General features: G+C 71.8%; 12 protein-coding genes and 1 pseudogene. 8 read left to right on the forward strand and 5 right to left on the reverse strand.

Annotated features, from left to right (window positions below):
• Positions 1-74 precede the first annotated feature (74 nt).
• The 3 genes from AAW13_RS39710 (at position 75) to AAW13_RS39720 (ending at position 3,989) form a co-directional block, all read left to right on the forward strand.
• The gene (locus AAW13_RS39710; RefSeq protein ID WP_046730757.1) at positions 75-1,031 is read left to right on the forward strand and encodes an RNA polymerase sigma factor; all 957 of its coding nucleotides are present in this window, start codon (positions 75-77) and stop codon (positions 1,029-1,031) included.
• Positions 1,032-1,265: 234 nt separating this feature from the next.
• Positions 1,266-2,885 carry an amidohydrolase gene (locus AAW13_RS39715; RefSeq protein ID WP_046730758.1) on the forward strand — a complete coding sequence of 540 codons (1,620 nt, stop codon included), beginning with the start codon at positions 1,266-1,268 and terminating at the stop codon, positions 2,883-2,885.
• A 282-nt stretch (positions 2,886-3,167) separates the two neighbouring features.
• Positions 3,168-3,989: a PhzF family phenazine biosynthesis protein gene (locus AAW13_RS39720; RefSeq protein WP_240528872.1), complete on the forward strand. Its 822-nt coding sequence runs from the start codon at positions 3,168-3,170 to the stop codon at positions 3,987-3,989.
• Positions 3,990-4,092: 103 nt separating this feature from the next.
• On the opposite strand, the gene AAW13_RS39725 is transcribed toward AAW13_RS39720, so the two are convergent.
• A complete protein-coding gene (locus tag AAW13_RS39725) occupies positions 4,093-4,536 on the reverse strand; it encodes an Lrp/AsnC family transcriptional regulator (protein ID WP_046730760.1) in 444 nt (147 codons plus the stop codon).
• A gap of 154 nt (positions 4,537-4,690) precedes the next feature.
• Here AAW13_RS39725 and AAW13_RS39730 point away from each other — a divergent pair, with 154 nt between their 5' ends.
• From AAW13_RS39730 to AAW13_RS39740, 3 genes are all read left to right on the forward strand, one after another.
• Positions 4,691-5,875 carry a trans-sulfuration enzyme family protein gene (locus tag AAW13_RS39730; protein WP_046730761.1) on the forward strand — a complete coding sequence of 395 codons (1,185 nt, stop codon included), beginning with the start codon at positions 4,691-4,693 and terminating at the stop codon, positions 5,873-5,875.
• Positions 5,876-6,026: 151 nt separating this feature from the next.
• Positions 6,027-6,851 carry an amino acid permease gene (locus AAW13_RS39735; RefSeq protein ID WP_079179151.1) on the forward strand — a complete coding sequence of 275 codons (825 nt, stop codon included), beginning with the start codon at positions 6,027-6,029 and terminating at the stop codon, positions 6,849-6,851.
• Positions 6,852-6,928: 77 nt separating this feature from the next.
• A complete protein-coding gene (locus AAW13_RS39740; RefSeq protein ID WP_046730762.1) occupies positions 6,929-8,221 on the forward strand; it encodes an amidohydrolase family protein in 1,293 nt (430 codons plus the stop codon).
• Between the two features lie 339 nt (positions 8,222-8,560).
• On the opposite strand, the pseudogene AAW13_RS47240 reads toward AAW13_RS39740, so the two are convergent.
• Positions 8,561-8,808 (reverse strand): annotated as a pseudogene (locus AAW13_RS47240) (MFS transporter); the annotation flags it as partial.
• A gap of 661 nt (positions 8,809-9,469) precedes the next feature.
• Here AAW13_RS47240 and AAW13_RS39750 point away from each other — a divergent pair.
• Together AAW13_RS39750 and AAW13_RS39755 are read left to right on the forward strand one after the other, a co-directional pair.
• Positions 9,470-10,150: a GntR family transcriptional regulator gene (locus AAW13_RS39750; protein ID WP_052768607.1), complete on the forward strand. Its 681-nt coding sequence runs from the start codon at positions 9,470-9,472 to the stop codon at positions 10,148-10,150.
• Between the two features lie 101 nt (positions 10,151-10,251).
• A complete protein-coding gene (locus AAW13_RS39755; RefSeq protein ID WP_046730763.1) occupies positions 10,252-12,726 on the forward strand; it encodes a Helicase associated domain protein in 2,475 nt (824 codons plus the stop codon).
• 234 nt (positions 12,727-12,960) lie between these two features.
• Here the strand turns inward: AAW13_RS39755 and AAW13_RS39760 are convergent, their stop codons facing one another.
• The 3 genes from AAW13_RS39760 to AAW13_RS39770 form a co-directional block, all read right to left on the reverse strand.
• The gene (locus AAW13_RS39760) at positions 12,961-13,527 is read right to left on the reverse strand and encodes a glutamine amidotransferase-related protein (protein WP_206306362.1); all 567 of its coding nucleotides are present in this window, start codon (positions 13,525-13,527) and stop codon (positions 12,961-12,963) included.
• 243 nt (positions 13,528-13,770) lie between these two features.
• A complete protein-coding gene (locus AAW13_RS39765; RefSeq protein ID WP_143145081.1) occupies positions 13,771-14,124 on the reverse strand; it encodes a transcriptional regulator domain-containing protein in 354 nt (117 codons plus the stop codon).
• 70 nt (positions 14,125-14,194) lie between these two features.
• Positions 14,195-14,956: an NADPH-dependent F420 reductase gene (locus AAW13_RS39770; protein WP_046730765.1), complete on the reverse strand. Its 762-nt coding sequence runs from the start codon at positions 14,954-14,956 to the stop codon at positions 14,195-14,197.
• Between the last annotated feature and the right edge of the window lie 149 nt (positions 14,957-15,105).

Genomic DNA, 15,105 nt, shown 5'->3' on the forward strand with positions numbered 1-15,105 from the left:
GCCCAGAAGGTTCGGTCGGCAATGACCGAAGTCTGCTGGCGCGAACCCCGTCGCCACGGAGGCGTTCACCCACCATGACAGCCATCGACCCGCCCACGGACGAGGAACTCACCCGCAGGGCCCAGGCCGGTGAGACCGCGGCGCTCGGTCTGCTGCTCGCCCGGCACCAGGCGCCGATGCGTGCGGTGGCGCTGAGCCTGCTGGGCTACGGCCCCGACGCCGAGGACGCGGTGCAGGACGCCGCGCTGACCGCGCTGCGTCGCATCAGCGACGTACGCGACCCCGCAGCCGTGGGCGCCTGGCTCCGGGCGATCGTCCGCAACAGCTCCCGCATGCGACTGCGTGCCGGCCGGGAGACACCTGGCCTCGACGGTCTCGACCACGTGCACGCGCACCTGGTCGGGCCGTCGTATCCCCCGCGCCTCTCACATACGGAGCGGATCCTTGACCAGCACGCGATGCGCGACTGGATCTGGGACGCGCTGGAGCAACTGCCCGAGCCGCTGCGGTTGGTGCTGATGCTGCGCCACTTCAGCGGCATCACCTCCTACCAGGAGATCGCCTACGCCTGCGAGATCCCGGTCGGTACGGTGCGCAGCCGACTCAACCAGGCCCGGGCCAAGCTCGCCCAGGTCTTGCTCGACACCGCCACACACGTGCACGACGACGCCTCCCGGCTCACCGAGGACAGCCGGCAGGAGGCCGAGGCCACGCTGGAGGGCGCCCGGCGCGGCCGTCAGCCCAGGGAGATCCTGGAGCTGTGGCCGGCGGAGACCGAACTGGTCGGAGTCCTGAGCACGCCGGGCGAACGCTGCCATCCCATCCCGGCCATGCGAAGGAACCGCGAGAAGGGCGTGACCCAGCATCTGCGCCATGTGGTGGCCAGCCGTACCGTCACCATCTGGGAAATGGACGTCATCAACCCCGTCGGCGGCACCGACCCCTGCCCGCCGACCCTCGCCTGGCTCATGCTCCGCCGGAACCGGCGGGTCCAGACCCTCCGCGTGGTCTTCCCCGGGCCGCGGCGATGAGGGGCCGCGTCAGGAGGCACGCTGCGGCACAGCCAAGCGGCTGCGCCACGCGTCCATCCGTCTGGCGTCTGGCGTCTGGCGTCTGGCGTCTGGCGCACGATCTGCACTATCGGCCTGGCATGTGACGTGTTCTCTGCTCTACAGAACCGAGCATGACGGCGAATCGCGGATCAGTTCGTACAACTGTCTTGTCAGCGAGACCGTCCAAACCGCTGCGAACAGAGGGAGAAGACGATGACCGACCGCCCAGCCGACCTGCTGATCCGTGCCGGCGCAGTGCACACCCTGGTACCCGGTCAGGACACGCAGCGGGCGCTGGCCGTGCGCGGCGACCGGATCATGGCCGTGTCCGCCGACCCGCACGGCCTGGACCACCTGGTGGGCGCGGGCACCGAGGTCCACGACCTGCCCGGCGCCACCGTACTGCCCGCCTTCGACGACACCCACACCCACCTCGTCTTCGCCGGGCTCGGCGCCCAGGACGTACCCGTCCACCAGGCCCGTACCATCCCCGAGTTCCTGGACCTGATCCGGCAGCGTGCCGCCGTCACCCCTGAGGGCGAGTGGATCCGTACCACCACCAACTGGCAGGAACTCAACCTCGCCGAGCGCCGCATGCCCACCGCGGCCGAACTCAACACGGCCACCGACAGGCACCCCGTCCTGGTCAAGCGCGGCGGCCACAACGACGTCGTCAACCACTACGCGCTGCGCCTGGCCGGCATCACCGAGGACACCCCGGTACCGCCCGGCGGCACCATCGGCCGGGACGCCGACGGCAAGCTGGACGGCCGTCTCGTCGACAACGCCCTGCACCTTGTGGAACACCTCGTCCCGGCCCCCGACCGGGACCAGCGCATCGAGGGGCTTCGCCTGGCCTCCCGCGAGTACGCCGCCACCGGCATCGGCACCGTCCGGGACTGCGCGGTGACCCCCGAGGACTACGCCGTGTACCTGGCCGCCAGCAAGGAGGGCGCCCTCCACACCCGGGTACGGGCACTGATCTCGGCACTCGGCATGACCAGCGCGGCCCAGGTCGAGGACCTGCTCGACACCATGGAACAGTGGCGTGACGAATCCGACCCGTGGCTGTCGGTCTGGGGGGTGAAGTTCGGCCTCGACGGCGGCCTGGAGGCCGGGGCCACCGAGGAGCCGTACGCCTGCGACCACTCCTTCTCCGGCATGCTGATCTGGGAACCGGACGCGATGGTCGAGGCGGTCGAGGCGGTGGTCCGGCGCGGCTGGCGGGTCGGCACCCACGCCTACGGCGACCGCGCGGTCCGCACCCTCCTCGACGTCTACGAACGCGTCCTTGAGCGCAACCCCGGCCTGCCCGCCGGCACCCTGGTCATGGAGCACGGCGGCCTCGCCGGCCCCGAACAGCGCGCCCGCGCCGTCGCCCTCGGCATCCCCGTCACCATCCAGCAGCCGCTGCTGCACGACACCGCCGAGGTCGAGGAGACCTTCTGGGGCCCGGAACGTGTCGCCCGCCTCTTCCCGGCCCGCGGCTGGATCGACCTGGGCGCCCAGGTCAGCGCGGGATCCGACTTCCCGGTCGGCCAGTTCGGTGCGATGCGCTCGGTGTGGGGCATGACGACGCGGCAGACCGTCATCGGCGTCAAGGGCCCCGAGCACGCGATCAGTTACGACGAAGCGGTCACACTGCACACCCGCAACGCCGCGCGTCTGAACGGTGAGGAGGGTCTGCGCGGCGCCCTCACCCCCGGCCGCCTCGCCGACCTCACCGTCTGGGACCAGGATCCCGCCCACTGCCCTAGCGGCGCCCTTCGCGACCTCACCCCCACTCACACCTTCGTCGGCGGCCTTCTGGTCGCAGCTTCCGACGCGCAGTAACTGCCGGTGGTGCCCGCCCCTTCCACCTGGCACGGGAACGGAGGGGGCGCCCCGGTGCCCGTACTGCCAATCCGGTCAAGCCGCAGAGCTCAGGGCGGTACGAGCGCTGTACGCCGCCCTCCGGTCCCGGCCGTTCGGTCCACTCTTTGGTGACTGGCCCTGTCCTGTCCGCGCGGGCCCCGCTGGGATGGACCTGCTCCCGCAGTCGGGCGGGCGGACACAGGTCCGCTTCCGCCGCTGTTCGAAAGGCCGCCGATGACTATGCCGCGTACTCGCTCGTTCGTGCAGGTCGACGTGTTCTCCACGACCCCGTATCGCGGCAACCCGGTCGCGGTCGTCCTGGACGGGACGGATCTGACGGACGAGGACATGCAGGGCCTGGCGCGCTGGACGAACCTGTCGGAGACCACGTTCGTCCTGCCCCCGACGACGCCGGAGGCGGACTACCGGCTGCGGATCTTCACACCCCAGGGCGAACTGCCGTTCGCCGGGCACCCCACCCTCGGGTCCGCGCGCGCCTGGTTGGACGGCGGCGGCAGCCCGCGGCACGCCGATCACATCGTGCAGGAGTGCGCCGCCGGCCTGGTCACCGTGCGACGCGGCGAGGACACGCTGTCCTTCACCGCCCCGCCGCGGGTCCGCGACGGCGCACTCGACGACGCCTACCTGGAACGGATCGTGGCCGCGTTCGGCATCACGCGGGAGCGGGTCCTGGCCCACCAGTGGGTGGACAACGGGCCCGGCTGGGCTGTGATCCAGCTGGCCACCGCCAAGGAGGTCCTCGACCTCGAACCCGACCTGTCCCTCATCCCGACCGCGATGGTCGGGGCGATCGGGGCCCACCCCGAGGGATCCGAGCACCACTTCGAGATGCGCACCTTCGCCCCCCGCGCCGGTGTCCCCGAGGACCCCGCGTGCGGCAGCATGAACGCCGGCGTCGGCCAGTGGCTCACCGCCACCGGCGCAGCGCCCTCCGCCTACCGTGTCTCCCAGGGCGCGCGTCTTGGGCGGGCCGCCAGCATCGAGATCGCCGCCGATCCCGACGGCACGGTCCGGGTCAGCGGCGCCGCCACCGTCTGCATCCGCGGCAGCATCACCATCTGAAGCCGCCACCACCGGGTAACTCACTTCTGCGCTCCAGCGCAGGTGCCGGAGCACAGACACCCAGTGGTCCGTGCGCCAGCCCTCCGGCGCCGGGACGAGGCCGTCACGTGATGTCGGGGGAGAGCGTCTTCATGGTGACGTAGCTGGTCACCGTGGCCACGGCGGGCAGGGCGGCCAGCTGGTTGGCGTGGAAGTCCTCGTAGGCGGGCAGGTCGGCGACCTCGACCTGGAGCAGGTAGTCGAAGTTGCCGGTGATGTGGTGACAGGCGACCACCTCGGGAAGCTGCGTGATCCCGCGCTCGAACGCGACCACGTCGGCCCGGGTGTGCCGCATCAAGCGCACCCCGGCGAACACCCGCAGGCTGCGGCCCACCGCGGCGGGGTCGATCAGCGCCCGGTAGCCGCGGATGACCCCGGCTTCCTCCAGCTGGCGCACCCTGCGCAGGCAGGGTGACGGCGACAGCCCGACCCGGGCGGCCAGCTCGTTGTTGCTGATCCGGCCGTTCTTTTCGAGCTCAGCCAGGATCAACCTATCCACCTCATCCATAGCGGCAGATTATTGCGCCCCGCAGCTCGGTACCACAATCATGCACCTTCGTTCAGCGCAATTTGCTGCCAAAATTGCCATGCCCCATCCATATTCGAGAGATGGTCAGTCACGCTTCATGGGGTCGTGACCGATATCCATGGAAGGGCAGGCCATGCCGGGCAAGAGCACCACTGCCGTCCACGCCGATCGCGGTATCCATCCCACTCGCGCGGTGGCGCCGCCCATCTACCAGACGGCGACGTTCTGGGCCGAGAACGGCGAGACGTTCGCGCGCGGCGCCGTCGAACCGCGCGGCAAGGACTTCTACACCCGTTTCGGCAACCCCAACCACGCGCAGGTAGCGGCCGTCGTCGCGGAGCTGGAGGACACCGAGTCGGCCATCGTCACCGCGTCCGGGATGGCAGCGCTCACCACCGCCGTCCTCGCCACGGTCTCCGCCGGTGACCATGTCATCGGGCAGAGGTCCACCTACGGCGGCACCGGCTCGGTGCTGATGAACCTGCTCCCGCGCCTCGGCGTGTCCACCACCCAGGTCGACCAGACCGACCCGGAAGCGTTCGCGAAGGCGCTGACCCCCCAGACCCGCCTGATCCTGGTGGAGACGCCGAGCAACCCGTTGCTGCAAATCACCGACCTGCGCGCCGTCGCCGACCTGGCCCGCGCGCACGACGTGCTGACCATGGCGGACAACACCTTCGCCACCCCGCTCAACCAGCGGCCCGCGGACCTCGGCATCGACCTCGTCTGGCACAGCGCGACCAAGTACCTCAACGGCCACTCCGACGTCTCCGCCGGCGTGATCGCGGGACCCGCCGAACTCCTGAACCGGATCTGGGACGTCGGCCTGCTCACCGGCGCCACCCTCGGCCCCATCGACGCCTGGCTGCTGCTGCGCGGCATTCGCACCCTGCCCCTGCGCGTGCCACGGCACAACGCCAACGGCCTGGCCCTCGCCGAGGCACTCAGCGGGCATCCCGCCGTGGCGAGTGTGCACTACCCCGGCCTGCCGTCCCACCCGCAGCACAAGCTGGCAGCCAGTCAGATGAGCGGCTTCGGCGGAGTGCTCGGCATCGAGTTCACCGGCGGCTTCGGGACGGCCGACGCGTTCCTCGGCAAGCTGCGCTACTCCCTGCGCTCGGCCAGCCTCGGCGGCGTGGAATCCCTGGCCGTGCACCCGGCGTCCATGTGGCGCGGCATGCTCAGCGAGGACCAGATTGCCGAGTCGGTTCCGCTGGGCCTCGTCCGGCTGGCCGCGGGCACCGAGGACACCGCCGACCTGGTGGCCGACGCGCTGGCCGCCGCCGACGCCGTAAACGCCACGGCGGCGAGCGCCTGAACCACTACCAATGCAGCGCCTGAACCACTGCCAGTGCGCCGACCGCGTGCTGCGTCGACGCCACCCGCCCGTGCCTCCACTCGTGACCGGTGCGGGTCAGGCCGCAACCGGCCCTTGCGAGTCCAGCGGCTCAACGAAGAGGTGCATGCTCATGTCCCACCTGCAAAACCTTCGGCCTCCCCGACGCTGCGTTCGCCCACGAATCCGAGGTGACGCACCCGGCGGCGGCGCCCCGCTCGCGCGGGGGCTCAAGCAGCGCCACCTGTCGATGATCGCCCTCGGCGGGGTCATGGGCGTGGGTCTGTTCGTCGGCTCCGGCGCCGGCATCGCGGCCGCCGGACCGTCGATCGTCCTCGCCTACGCCCTGTCCGGCGTGCTCGTCATGCTGGTGATGCGCATGCTCGGCGAGATGTCGGCAGCCGATCCGGCCTCCGGATCGTTCTCGGTGCACGCCGAACGGGCGATCGGGACCTGGGTCCGCGGCGTCGCCGAGGCCGTGCGCACCGCGATGTGGCGGATCGGCGTGTTCTACGTCGGGTCCATGCTGGTCATCGTCACGCTGATCCCGTGGAGCGACCCCGCCGTCACCACCAGCGGCCCCTGCGTGGCGGTCCTCCACCACCTCGACATCCCCGCCGCCGGCCGGCTCATGAACGCCATCGTGCTCGTCGCCCTGCTGTCCGCGATGAACGCCAATATCTACGGCTCCTCCCACATGGCCTGCTCCCTGACCGCCCGCGGACAGAGCCCGAAAGCTCTCGGCAAGGTCTCCGGCGGAGTTCCGCGGCGCGCGGTGATCGCCTCCTCCACCTTCGGCTTCATCGCGGTCCTGCTCAGCTGCCGGCGGCTGAAGATGTGGGTCCTGGCCCTCATGGCCCGCGAGGGCGACACCCGTGTGCAGCTGTACTTCACCGGCGGCCCGGCCCTGGCGCTCTCCCCCGTCGGTTACCTGCGGCAGAAAGCAATGACCACTTGAACGGCGTCCATCTGCGCCGGCCGCCGTCACACCACGGTCTCGCCCCATCCGAAAAAGTCCGTGAAGGAGTGCATCCGATGAAAACCCTGCTCACTGGCGGCGCCGTGGTCAGCATGGACCCGGCTGTCGGCGATCTCGCCCGCGGTGACGTGCTCATCGAGGACGGCGTGATCGTCGAGGTCGCCGCACAGATCGACGCGCCGGACGCCGAGGTGATCGACGCGACCGACCGGATCGTCATGCCCGGCTTCGTCGACAACCACCGCCACACCTGGCAGACCGCGTTCCGAGGAGTCGGCGCGGACTGGACGTTCGCGGAGTGGGCGGTGGCCATGCATGGCACCGTCAAACCCCACTACCGGCCCGAGGACGTCTACGCGGGCACCCTCCTCGGCCGCCTGGAGGCACTGCACTCCGGCGTGACCACGATGCTGGACTGGTACCACGTCGCGCAGACCCCCGAGCACGAGGACGCCGCCGTCGCCGCGCTGCGCGACGCGCCCGGCCGGTCGATTTTCTGCCTCGGCGCCGGCTGGGGCACCACCGACCCCGTCGACAGCGCCATCCGCCGCGTCCGCGCCACCTTGACCGGGGACGGCCCGGTCACCATGGCGTGGGGGCTGCGCGGCCCCGAGGCCACCAGCATGGACACCGTCACCCACGAGCTGAAACTGGCCGCCGAACTCGGCCTGCGCACCAGTCTGCACGTCGACATCACAGCCGGGGCTGTCGCCGACCTGCGCGAGCACGGCCTGCTGCGGGACACCACCGCCTTCGTACACGGCAACGGGCTCAGCGACGACGAGCTGCGGATGCTCGCCGACGCGGGCAGCTCCCTGTCGATCAGCCCTGACGTCGAGCTGAAGATGGGCTTCGGACTCCCCATGACCGGCCGCGCGCTGGCTGCCGGCCTGCGCCCGACGCTGTCCATCGACGACGTCCCCTCCGCCGGCGGCGACATGTTCTCCGCCATGCGCACCGCCTTCGCCGTGCAACGCGGCCTCGACGGTGGCCTGCGCTCCCGCGACCTGCTCGCCTTCAGCACCATCGACGCCGCCGCCTCATGCGGACTCGACGCCCGGACGGGCAGCATCACCCCCGGCAAGGACGCCGACATCATCCTGCTACGCGCCGACGACCTGACCGTCTTCCCGGTCACCGACCCGGCCGCCACCATCGTCAGCGCCGGCCACCCCGGCCTGGTCGACACCGTCCTCGTCACCGGACGCGTGGTCAAACGCGGCGGCACCCTCATGGACGTCGACCTGAAGGCGCTGCGGGCCCGACTTCTCGATTCCCGTACCCGGATCGCAGCCGCCGCCGGCATCCCACTCGACGGCACCTGGCGCCCTGAGCCGGTAGCAGAGTAGGCGCACTCGGGGTCGAGGATCATTGCGTCCCGCCTGCGTCCACACCCATGGGGGCCGAGGCGTGGACGCGGCGCGCACCAGCGCTCCTGCTGCGGGGGCGCACTGGTGCCGAGAACTCATTTCCAGGTCGGTCATGTCGTCGTGGTAGTTCACGGTGAACGCGAAGGGGTTTACTGCCGACAACTCCCCCGTCCACCCGGAGGTTCGGCCCGCCGCCATGGCGCGTCCGAGCGGGTGGGGCACGCGTCGGCGGCGATCCGCAACGCGTACACCGGCCGGTCGGTCGGTGCCCGAGACGGGCCGCCCGAGGTACTCGTGTCCGGTCATGTGGCACCAGGCGGGCAGGTCGAGCGGTGCGGCGGGATCGGTGGCGATGACACCGGCGCTGCCGACGGCGCCGGTCAGGTATCCCGCGGCGAGGCCGGGCCGGCGGCCCCGGGCCTGGGAGATGCGGCCGATGGGGTGACGGCGGCGAGCGCCGAGCCGGCGGTGAACAGGGCGCTGGGCAGGCCCGCCAGGTCGGTGGAGCCGAACAACCGATGATCACCAGTGGCCGCACCTGTTCGCGGACCAGCCCCGACCAGCAAGATCGCGATCTACAGCTGGAGTACTCGGCGGCACCGAGAGCGAGGGTGGTGGTGAGGGCCAGGAGCATCAAGAGTGGGGCGCTCGCGCCACGCGGTCGCGAAATGAGGCTGCTGTAGCCCGGCGCTTCGCCGACGGGCGAGCCGAACGCACTGCCAGGCAGAACTGCGTATCCGATACCCGCTGAAGGGCCTCGAAGCGTGGGGCCGTTGTGGGCGGCACGCACCCTGCGCGGGTCCAGCGGTGTGGGCGGCAGCGGCAGGGAGTACCGCGCGTGGTGGGGGTGATGGCGGTGGCGGCGGAGGGACTCGTGACGGCGGATCCGGCCGCGGGCCTACAGCCCTCCGTCCTGACTGTCGTTCGAGCCTCAGGCCGTGTCGGTGGGTCGTGCGCGGGCAGCCGCAGACCCTCCCGTGGGGAGGGCGGGAGGGGCGGCGGGCCTCGCCGTCACGAGGTGGGACGGCAGGGCCCATCAGGGCCCTCACCTGGGGGATTGGCTCGGTGCCCGTTCGCACACCATGCACCACGAACCGGCCACCCGGATAGGTCCTGTCCGAAAGTATTCGAGCTGCCGAGGGCGTTGCCGGAGTCCTGTCCGGCTGGCGACGGGACGGGACGGGCAGGCTGTCATTTTTTTTGACAGGTCTGCGCTAGGTTTGATCCATGACCGTATCCACCGGGAACTCCCCCGGCCTGATCGCCGGGGACCTCGCCGTCGCCATCCACCAGGGGGCCATCCGCGACGGGGAACGGCTTCCGTCCCAGGCCAGGTTGGCACAGTCCTACGGGGTGTCGTCCGGCACCGCCGCCGCGGCGCTGGCCAGGCTCGCGACCGCCGGCCTCATCCGGACCGCGCCGGGCAGCGGCACCTACGCCACCTCCCGCCCGAGCCCCGCCGAACGGAACCCGGTGCTCGACGTCATGGCGGCGGCCTCCGTCTGCCGGACGCTCGCAGGCCAGGAGTTCGGCTCCGACGAGCTGGACCCGCCGGCCCTTCCCATCGGCGGCAGCCCGCGCCGGGGGGCGGTGCGGGAAGACGACGAGACCCTGCCGGCCCGCCGGCTCGACGTCGGCGTCCTGACCGTGCTCGATCGGCACGTCCTGCGGTGGATGAGCGAGGCGTTCCTGTCGGCCGCCCGCCGCCTCGTGGCGCGTGGCGTGACCGACGCCGACCGGCACCTGATCGAGTCCGCCCGCGCGATCCTCCGGGACGGCGGCCGGCGCCCCGCCGGACAGCCCGGCATCGCACTGTCAGCGGGCCCGGCACCGGCCGATGAGGACGTCGTCCTGCGGATCTGGCCCGAGCGCGGTGAGCCGCGCGACCCGGACGGCCCGCCGTCCTAGCCCCGGCCCTGTTCAGCCCAGCGGGGCGGCCGTCCACTTGTCCGCGCACGGCCGCCCGTGCGCAGCAGTCACCCGAGCTCACAGACCAGGAGGATTTCATCGTGGCCGTCGCTCTTCGCCCGCATCAAGTCGAAGCCGTCGACGCGGTGCTGCGCCACCTCTCCGAGCGACCCGGTCAGGGCATCCCGCCCGAGGGTCTGCGTACGCAGGTCGTCGCCGCGACCGGGTCCGGGAAGACCCTGATCGGGGTGGCGGCCGCCGACCGTCTGTCCGCGCGGCGGGTGCTGGTCCTGGTCCCGACGCTGGACCTGCTGTTGCAGATGGCCGGCGCGTGGCGGGCGGGCGGGCGGCGCGGCGCGATGATCGGTGTCTGCTCGCTGCGCGGCGCGGACAGCCAGGGTGTGCCGTGCACGACCGACCCTGACGAACTGATCGCGTGGACGGCGGGGCCGGAGGTGGTCACCGTGTTCGCGACCTACGCGTCGGTCGGCATGGGCACGCTCCAGCGGGCTCATGCGGCCGGGCTCGGGGTGTGGGACCTGATGGTGGTGGACGAGGCGCACCGGGTGAGTGGTGACGGGCTGAAGCCGTGGGCGGCCGTGCACGACCAGACCCAGGTTCCCGCCGTGCGGCGGCTGTACATGACCGCCACCGCCCGGGTGTGGGAGGCCGATGGGGACCGGCCTCGGCTGGTGGCGTCCATGGACGAGGACTCCCCCGTGTTCGGACCGGTCGCGTACAAACTGAAGCTGTCCGAGGCGATCCGGCTGGGTTTGGTGGCGCCGTACCAGGTGCTGTGTCTGGACATCCGTGACCCCGACCTCCACGCCGCCCTCACCACCGAGGCCACCGGGTCCGACGTGGTACGCGGGGCGCGGCTGGCGGCCGTGCAGACCGGGCTCATGCGGGCCGCGGTGGAGGAGCGGTTCCGGCGAGTGCTGTCCTTCCACAGCCGGGTCGGCGAGGCAGAGGCGATGGCGGCGGCCGTGCCCGTGACGGCGGGCCGGCTCGCCGAGGACGCCCCCGAGGCCTTCCCGCCGGCCGCACGGGTGTGGTCGGACTGGCTGTACGGCGAGCATGCCCCCGCCCATCGCCACAGCGTGCTGGAGGAGTTCGCCTCCGACTTCCTGAGCGGCTCGGACGTGCGCGCCGAGTTGCGGGTGCTCTCCTCGGTGCGGGTCCTCGGCGAGGGTGTCGACACCGCGGAGTGCGATGCCGTTCTGTTCGCCGATGCCCGGGGCTCGATGGTGGACATCGTGCAGATGGTCGGGCGTGCGCTGCGGATGCGGCCCGGGGTCGGGAAGCTGGCCACGCTGATCGTCCCGGTGTTCCTCGGTGCGGACGAGGACGCGAACGAACTGCTCACCTCGGACGCGTACGGCACCCTCAGCAAGATCCTGGGCGCCTTGCAGGCGCACGACGCGGACACCATCGAAGCCCTCGCCGACCCCCGCATCCGCAACGCCCGCCCCCAGCCCGGCGACTACCAGGACCACGAGCAGGAGCAGGACGCCGACCTCGAGGACGCCGACCAGGAGGACGTCATCCCGGTCGGCGCGGCGGCGGCCGGGGTGCTCAGGTTCAGCGAGGAACGCGACCCCGCCGCACTCGCCCAGTTCGTCCGGCTGCGGGTCATCGACCCCGAGAAGGCGTACTGGCGGCGCGGCATCGAGGTGGCCGCGCGGTGGCTGCGCGAGAGCGGCGACGCCGAGCTGCGCGTGCCCTACACGTACGTGTCCCCGGAGGGCTGGGGCGCGGCGGGCGGGCATCCGCTGGGGGTGTGGGTGGCGGATCAGCGTCGGTACTACGCGGCCGGGACGCTGGAAGCCGCGCGGGTGCGCGAGCTGGAGGCGCTCGGCATGGTGTGGTCGGTGCAGGCGTCCGCGTGGGAGGCCGGGCTCGCCGTCGCCCGCGCCTACGCCGAGGCGCACGGGCATCTGCTCCCGCCCACCAGCGCGGTGTGGGACGGCTTCCCCATCGGGACCTGGGTCAAGAACCAGCGTGCTGCGGCCCGGAAGGCGGCTGAGAACGCCGGACGGCGGGACAGCGGGGAAACGGGCATCCCTTACACCGGGGAGCTGCCCGAGAGCCGTATGGCGGCGCTGGCCGAGATCGATCCCGGATGGTCCCCGGTGTGGGAGATCTCCTGGCAGCGTGTCTACCGGCTGGTGCTCGCCCAGGTGAAGGCCGGCGGCTCGCTCCCGGCCGGGTCGGGTGAACTCATCGTCCAGGGCGAGGACCTGGGTGTCTGGATCGCCGGGCAGCGGGCCGGATGGGACAAGCTGATGCCCGCGCAGCAGTGGCTGCTGGAGTCGGTCGGGATCGAGCCTCCATCGGAGGGGGAGCCGGTCGCGGGTGCGCCCCGGTCGCAGGACGCCCGCTGGACGGCGAACCTGACGGCCGCCCGCCAGTTCCACGCCCGCGAGGGCCACTTGCAGGCGCCGCGCAAGGCCGTGGAGATCGTGGACGGCGTCGAGCACAAGCTGGGGGCCTGGCTCGACAACGTCCGCAAGAGGGCCGCGAAACTCAGCCCTCAGCGCCGCGCCGATCTCGACCAGCTCGGCATGCGCTGGTAGCGGGAACCGCACGAGACACCCGATGAACAGTCAGGACTGGCAGGAGTTCGAAAACACCCACTCCCGGCTGGAACTGCGGACGCCCGACGGGAACGTCTCCTCCCGGCCGGCCCTGGATCCCGCTCGGCCCCGAGTGGACGGTCGCCGTCCTGCGCCACGGGTACGTCGTGCGCCTGCGCCACGGGTACGTCGTGCGCCTGCGATCCGGCTCCGCAGCCGTTCGCGGACCGGCGCTCAGCGGCCGGTGTGGTCCGCGGCGAGCCGGTCGAGGAACGTCATGAGCTTGGCGTTCATCTCGGTGTGGTCATTGGCGCGCAGCTGGTCGGGCTGCTGGACGAAGGGCCGGTCGGCGAGTGCGGCCAGTTCCTTCTCGTCGTGCTCGATCAGGGCCTCGACGCAGTCCGGGGTGAACTCCATGTGGCACTGGAAGCCGTACACGTGGCGGCTGTAGGCGACGATCTGGCGGGGGCAGGCGGCGCTGGTGGCCGGCACGGTCGCGTCGTCGGTGAGGCCCGGCATGTCGTTGTGCCAGTGGCCGGTGTGGAAGGACTCCCCGAAGCCGGCGAGGAAGGGGTGCGCACGGCCGGCGTCGGTGAGTGTGACGGGGAAGGAGCCGATCTCCGTGTTCGGGCTGGGTGCCCAGGCGGCACCGAGCGACTCGCCGACGAGCTGGGCGCCCAGGCAGACGCCGATGACCGCCTTGTCCGCCTCGATGCAGGAGGAGATGAGGGCCTTCTCCGCGGCGGCGTCGAAGTGCGCGTACTCCTCGACGGTGGTGCTGGGCTGCTGGGGGCCGCCCACACGATCAGCAGGTCGATGTCCTGGCTGGACGCGGGCAGCGCATCGCCCTCGTGGACGCGGGAGAAGCCGAGTTCGTGCCCTTGGGAGACGGCCCGGTCCTCGAAGGCCCCCGGGGCCTCGAACGCCTCGTGGACGACGATGTGTGTGCGCATGGCTGTGCCGGCCTCTCTGCTTCTGTGGCTCGTGGCAGCGGTGTGCTGCGGTGGGTGATGCCGCCTGACGGCATGTGCGGGGCGGGTCCGGTCAGGCGGGGAGGACGGCGGCGAGGTCGTCGGCGAACTCGCGTGCCTGCTGGGTGGTGAGCGTGGAGGTGGTGACCCGGATCTCCTGCCCGGTGCCGGCTCCGGCGGAGAACAGGTGGCCGGGCTGGACCGCCCATCCGCGCCGGGCCAGCGCGTCCGCGACCGGACGGGCCTGCGTGCCCAGCGGCACCCAGACGTTCAGCCCGTCCGGCCGGTGGCCGGCCGGACGGCCGATGCCCCGCTCGGCCAGCTCGGTGAGCAGCAAGGCGCTGCGTTCGGTGTAGGCGTCGCGCGCCCGCGCGGTCAGCTCGTGCACCTGCGGATCGCTGACCAGCTGGTACACCGCATGCTGCAACAGCCGGAGCGTGGAGAGGCCATCCGCTGCTTCGTCTCGCATCGCCGGGTGGACGGCGGGTGAGGGTGGGTCAGTTGCCGACCGGGAAGAGGTCCTCCAGGTAGAGGCCGACGCGGCCGGTGCGGGTGGCCTGGCCGGTGAGTTCCTCGACGCGGCCGGCGCCGACGACGGCGGACGGTCCGGTGAAGAGCCACTCGTGCGCCTGCTCCTGGTTCATGCCTTCGGGCGGCTCACCGACGTAGGGCAGGACATTGACGGGGGTACCGGCCTCGTGCCGCCAGCTGTCCGCGAGCCGGCCGACGTCGACGGCGTCGTAGCCGATGGCGTCCAGGAATCCCGTGACCTCCGCCTTGGCCGCGGGGTCGTCGCCGGTGAGGGGCAGCGCGCTGCGCTCGGGGTGGCCGGAGCGGCGGGCCGAGGTGTGCATCCGCAGGAAGTCCATGTTGACGAGCGTCTTGACGACGCGCGAGCCCGGCAGGTGGCGCTGAAGCAGCTCGCTGCTGGTGGTCCGCCGCTCCTCCAGCTCCTCGATGCGGCCGTCCCGGTCGGGGAAGTAGTGCATCGCGTCGACGACGATCTTGCCGGCCAGCGCCTCGGCCGGGAGCTTGTCGTGGGCGTGGAAGGGCATGGAGACCACGACGAGGCCGGCGGCCCGCGCGGCCTCGGCCGGGGTGGTGGCGCGGGCGCGGTCGCCGAGCCCGGTGACGGCATCGGCCAGGGTCTCGGGGCCGCGCGAATTGCTCAGGACGACGTCGTAGCCGGCGTCGACGGCGAGGCGGGCGATCGCTGTGCCGAGGTTGCCGTTTCCGATGAAGGCGATGGTGCGGGACATGGTGGTTCCGTTTCGTTGCGGATCTGCTGCGGCCGGAGAGGGTGAGGCCCTGCTCGCCGACCTTGGTGTCGTAGCCGTCGGGCAGCTCGGCGATGAAGCGGTCGGCCTGGGCGGCTTGGGCGGCGGCGCGGAGCTCCTCCTCGGTGGCG

This window comes from Streptomyces humi, from assembly GCF_001005085.2.
Taxonomy (GTDB): Bacteria; Actinomycetota; Actinomycetes; order Streptomycetales; family Streptomycetaceae; genus Streptomyces; species Streptomyces humi.

Excerpts from the sequence above, each read along its gene's own strand:
- AAW13_RS39710 (WP_046730757.1), top strand. The coding sequence starts at position 75 with ATGACAGCCATCGACCCGCCCACGGACGAGGAACTCACCCGCAGGGCC.
- AAW13_RS39715 (WP_046730758.1), top strand. The coding sequence starts at position 1,266 with ATGACCGACCGCCCAGCCGACCTGCTGATCCGTGCCGGCGCAGTGCAC.
- AAW13_RS39725 (WP_046730760.1), bottom strand. The coding sequence starts at position 4,536 with ATGGATGAGGTGGATAGGTTGATCCTGGCTGAGCTCGAAAAGAACGGC.
- AAW13_RS39730 (WP_046730761.1), top strand. The coding sequence starts at position 4,691 with ATGCCGGGCAAGAGCACCACTGCCGTCCACGCCGATCGCGGTATCCAT.
- AAW13_RS39735 (WP_079179151.1), top strand. The coding sequence starts at position 6,027 with ATGTCCCACCTGCAAAACCTTCGGCCTCCCCGACGCTGCGTTCGCCCA.
- AAW13_RS39740 (WP_046730762.1), top strand. The coding sequence starts at position 6,929 with ATGAAAACCCTGCTCACTGGCGGCGCCGTGGTCAGCATGGACCCGGCT.
- AAW13_RS39750 (WP_052768607.1), top strand. The coding sequence starts at position 9,470 with ATGACCGTATCCACCGGGAACTCCCCCGGCCTGATCGCCGGGGACCTC.
- AAW13_RS39770 (WP_046730765.1), bottom strand. The coding sequence starts at position 14,956 with ATGTCCCGCACCATCGCCTTCATCGGAAACGGCAACCTCGGCACAGCG.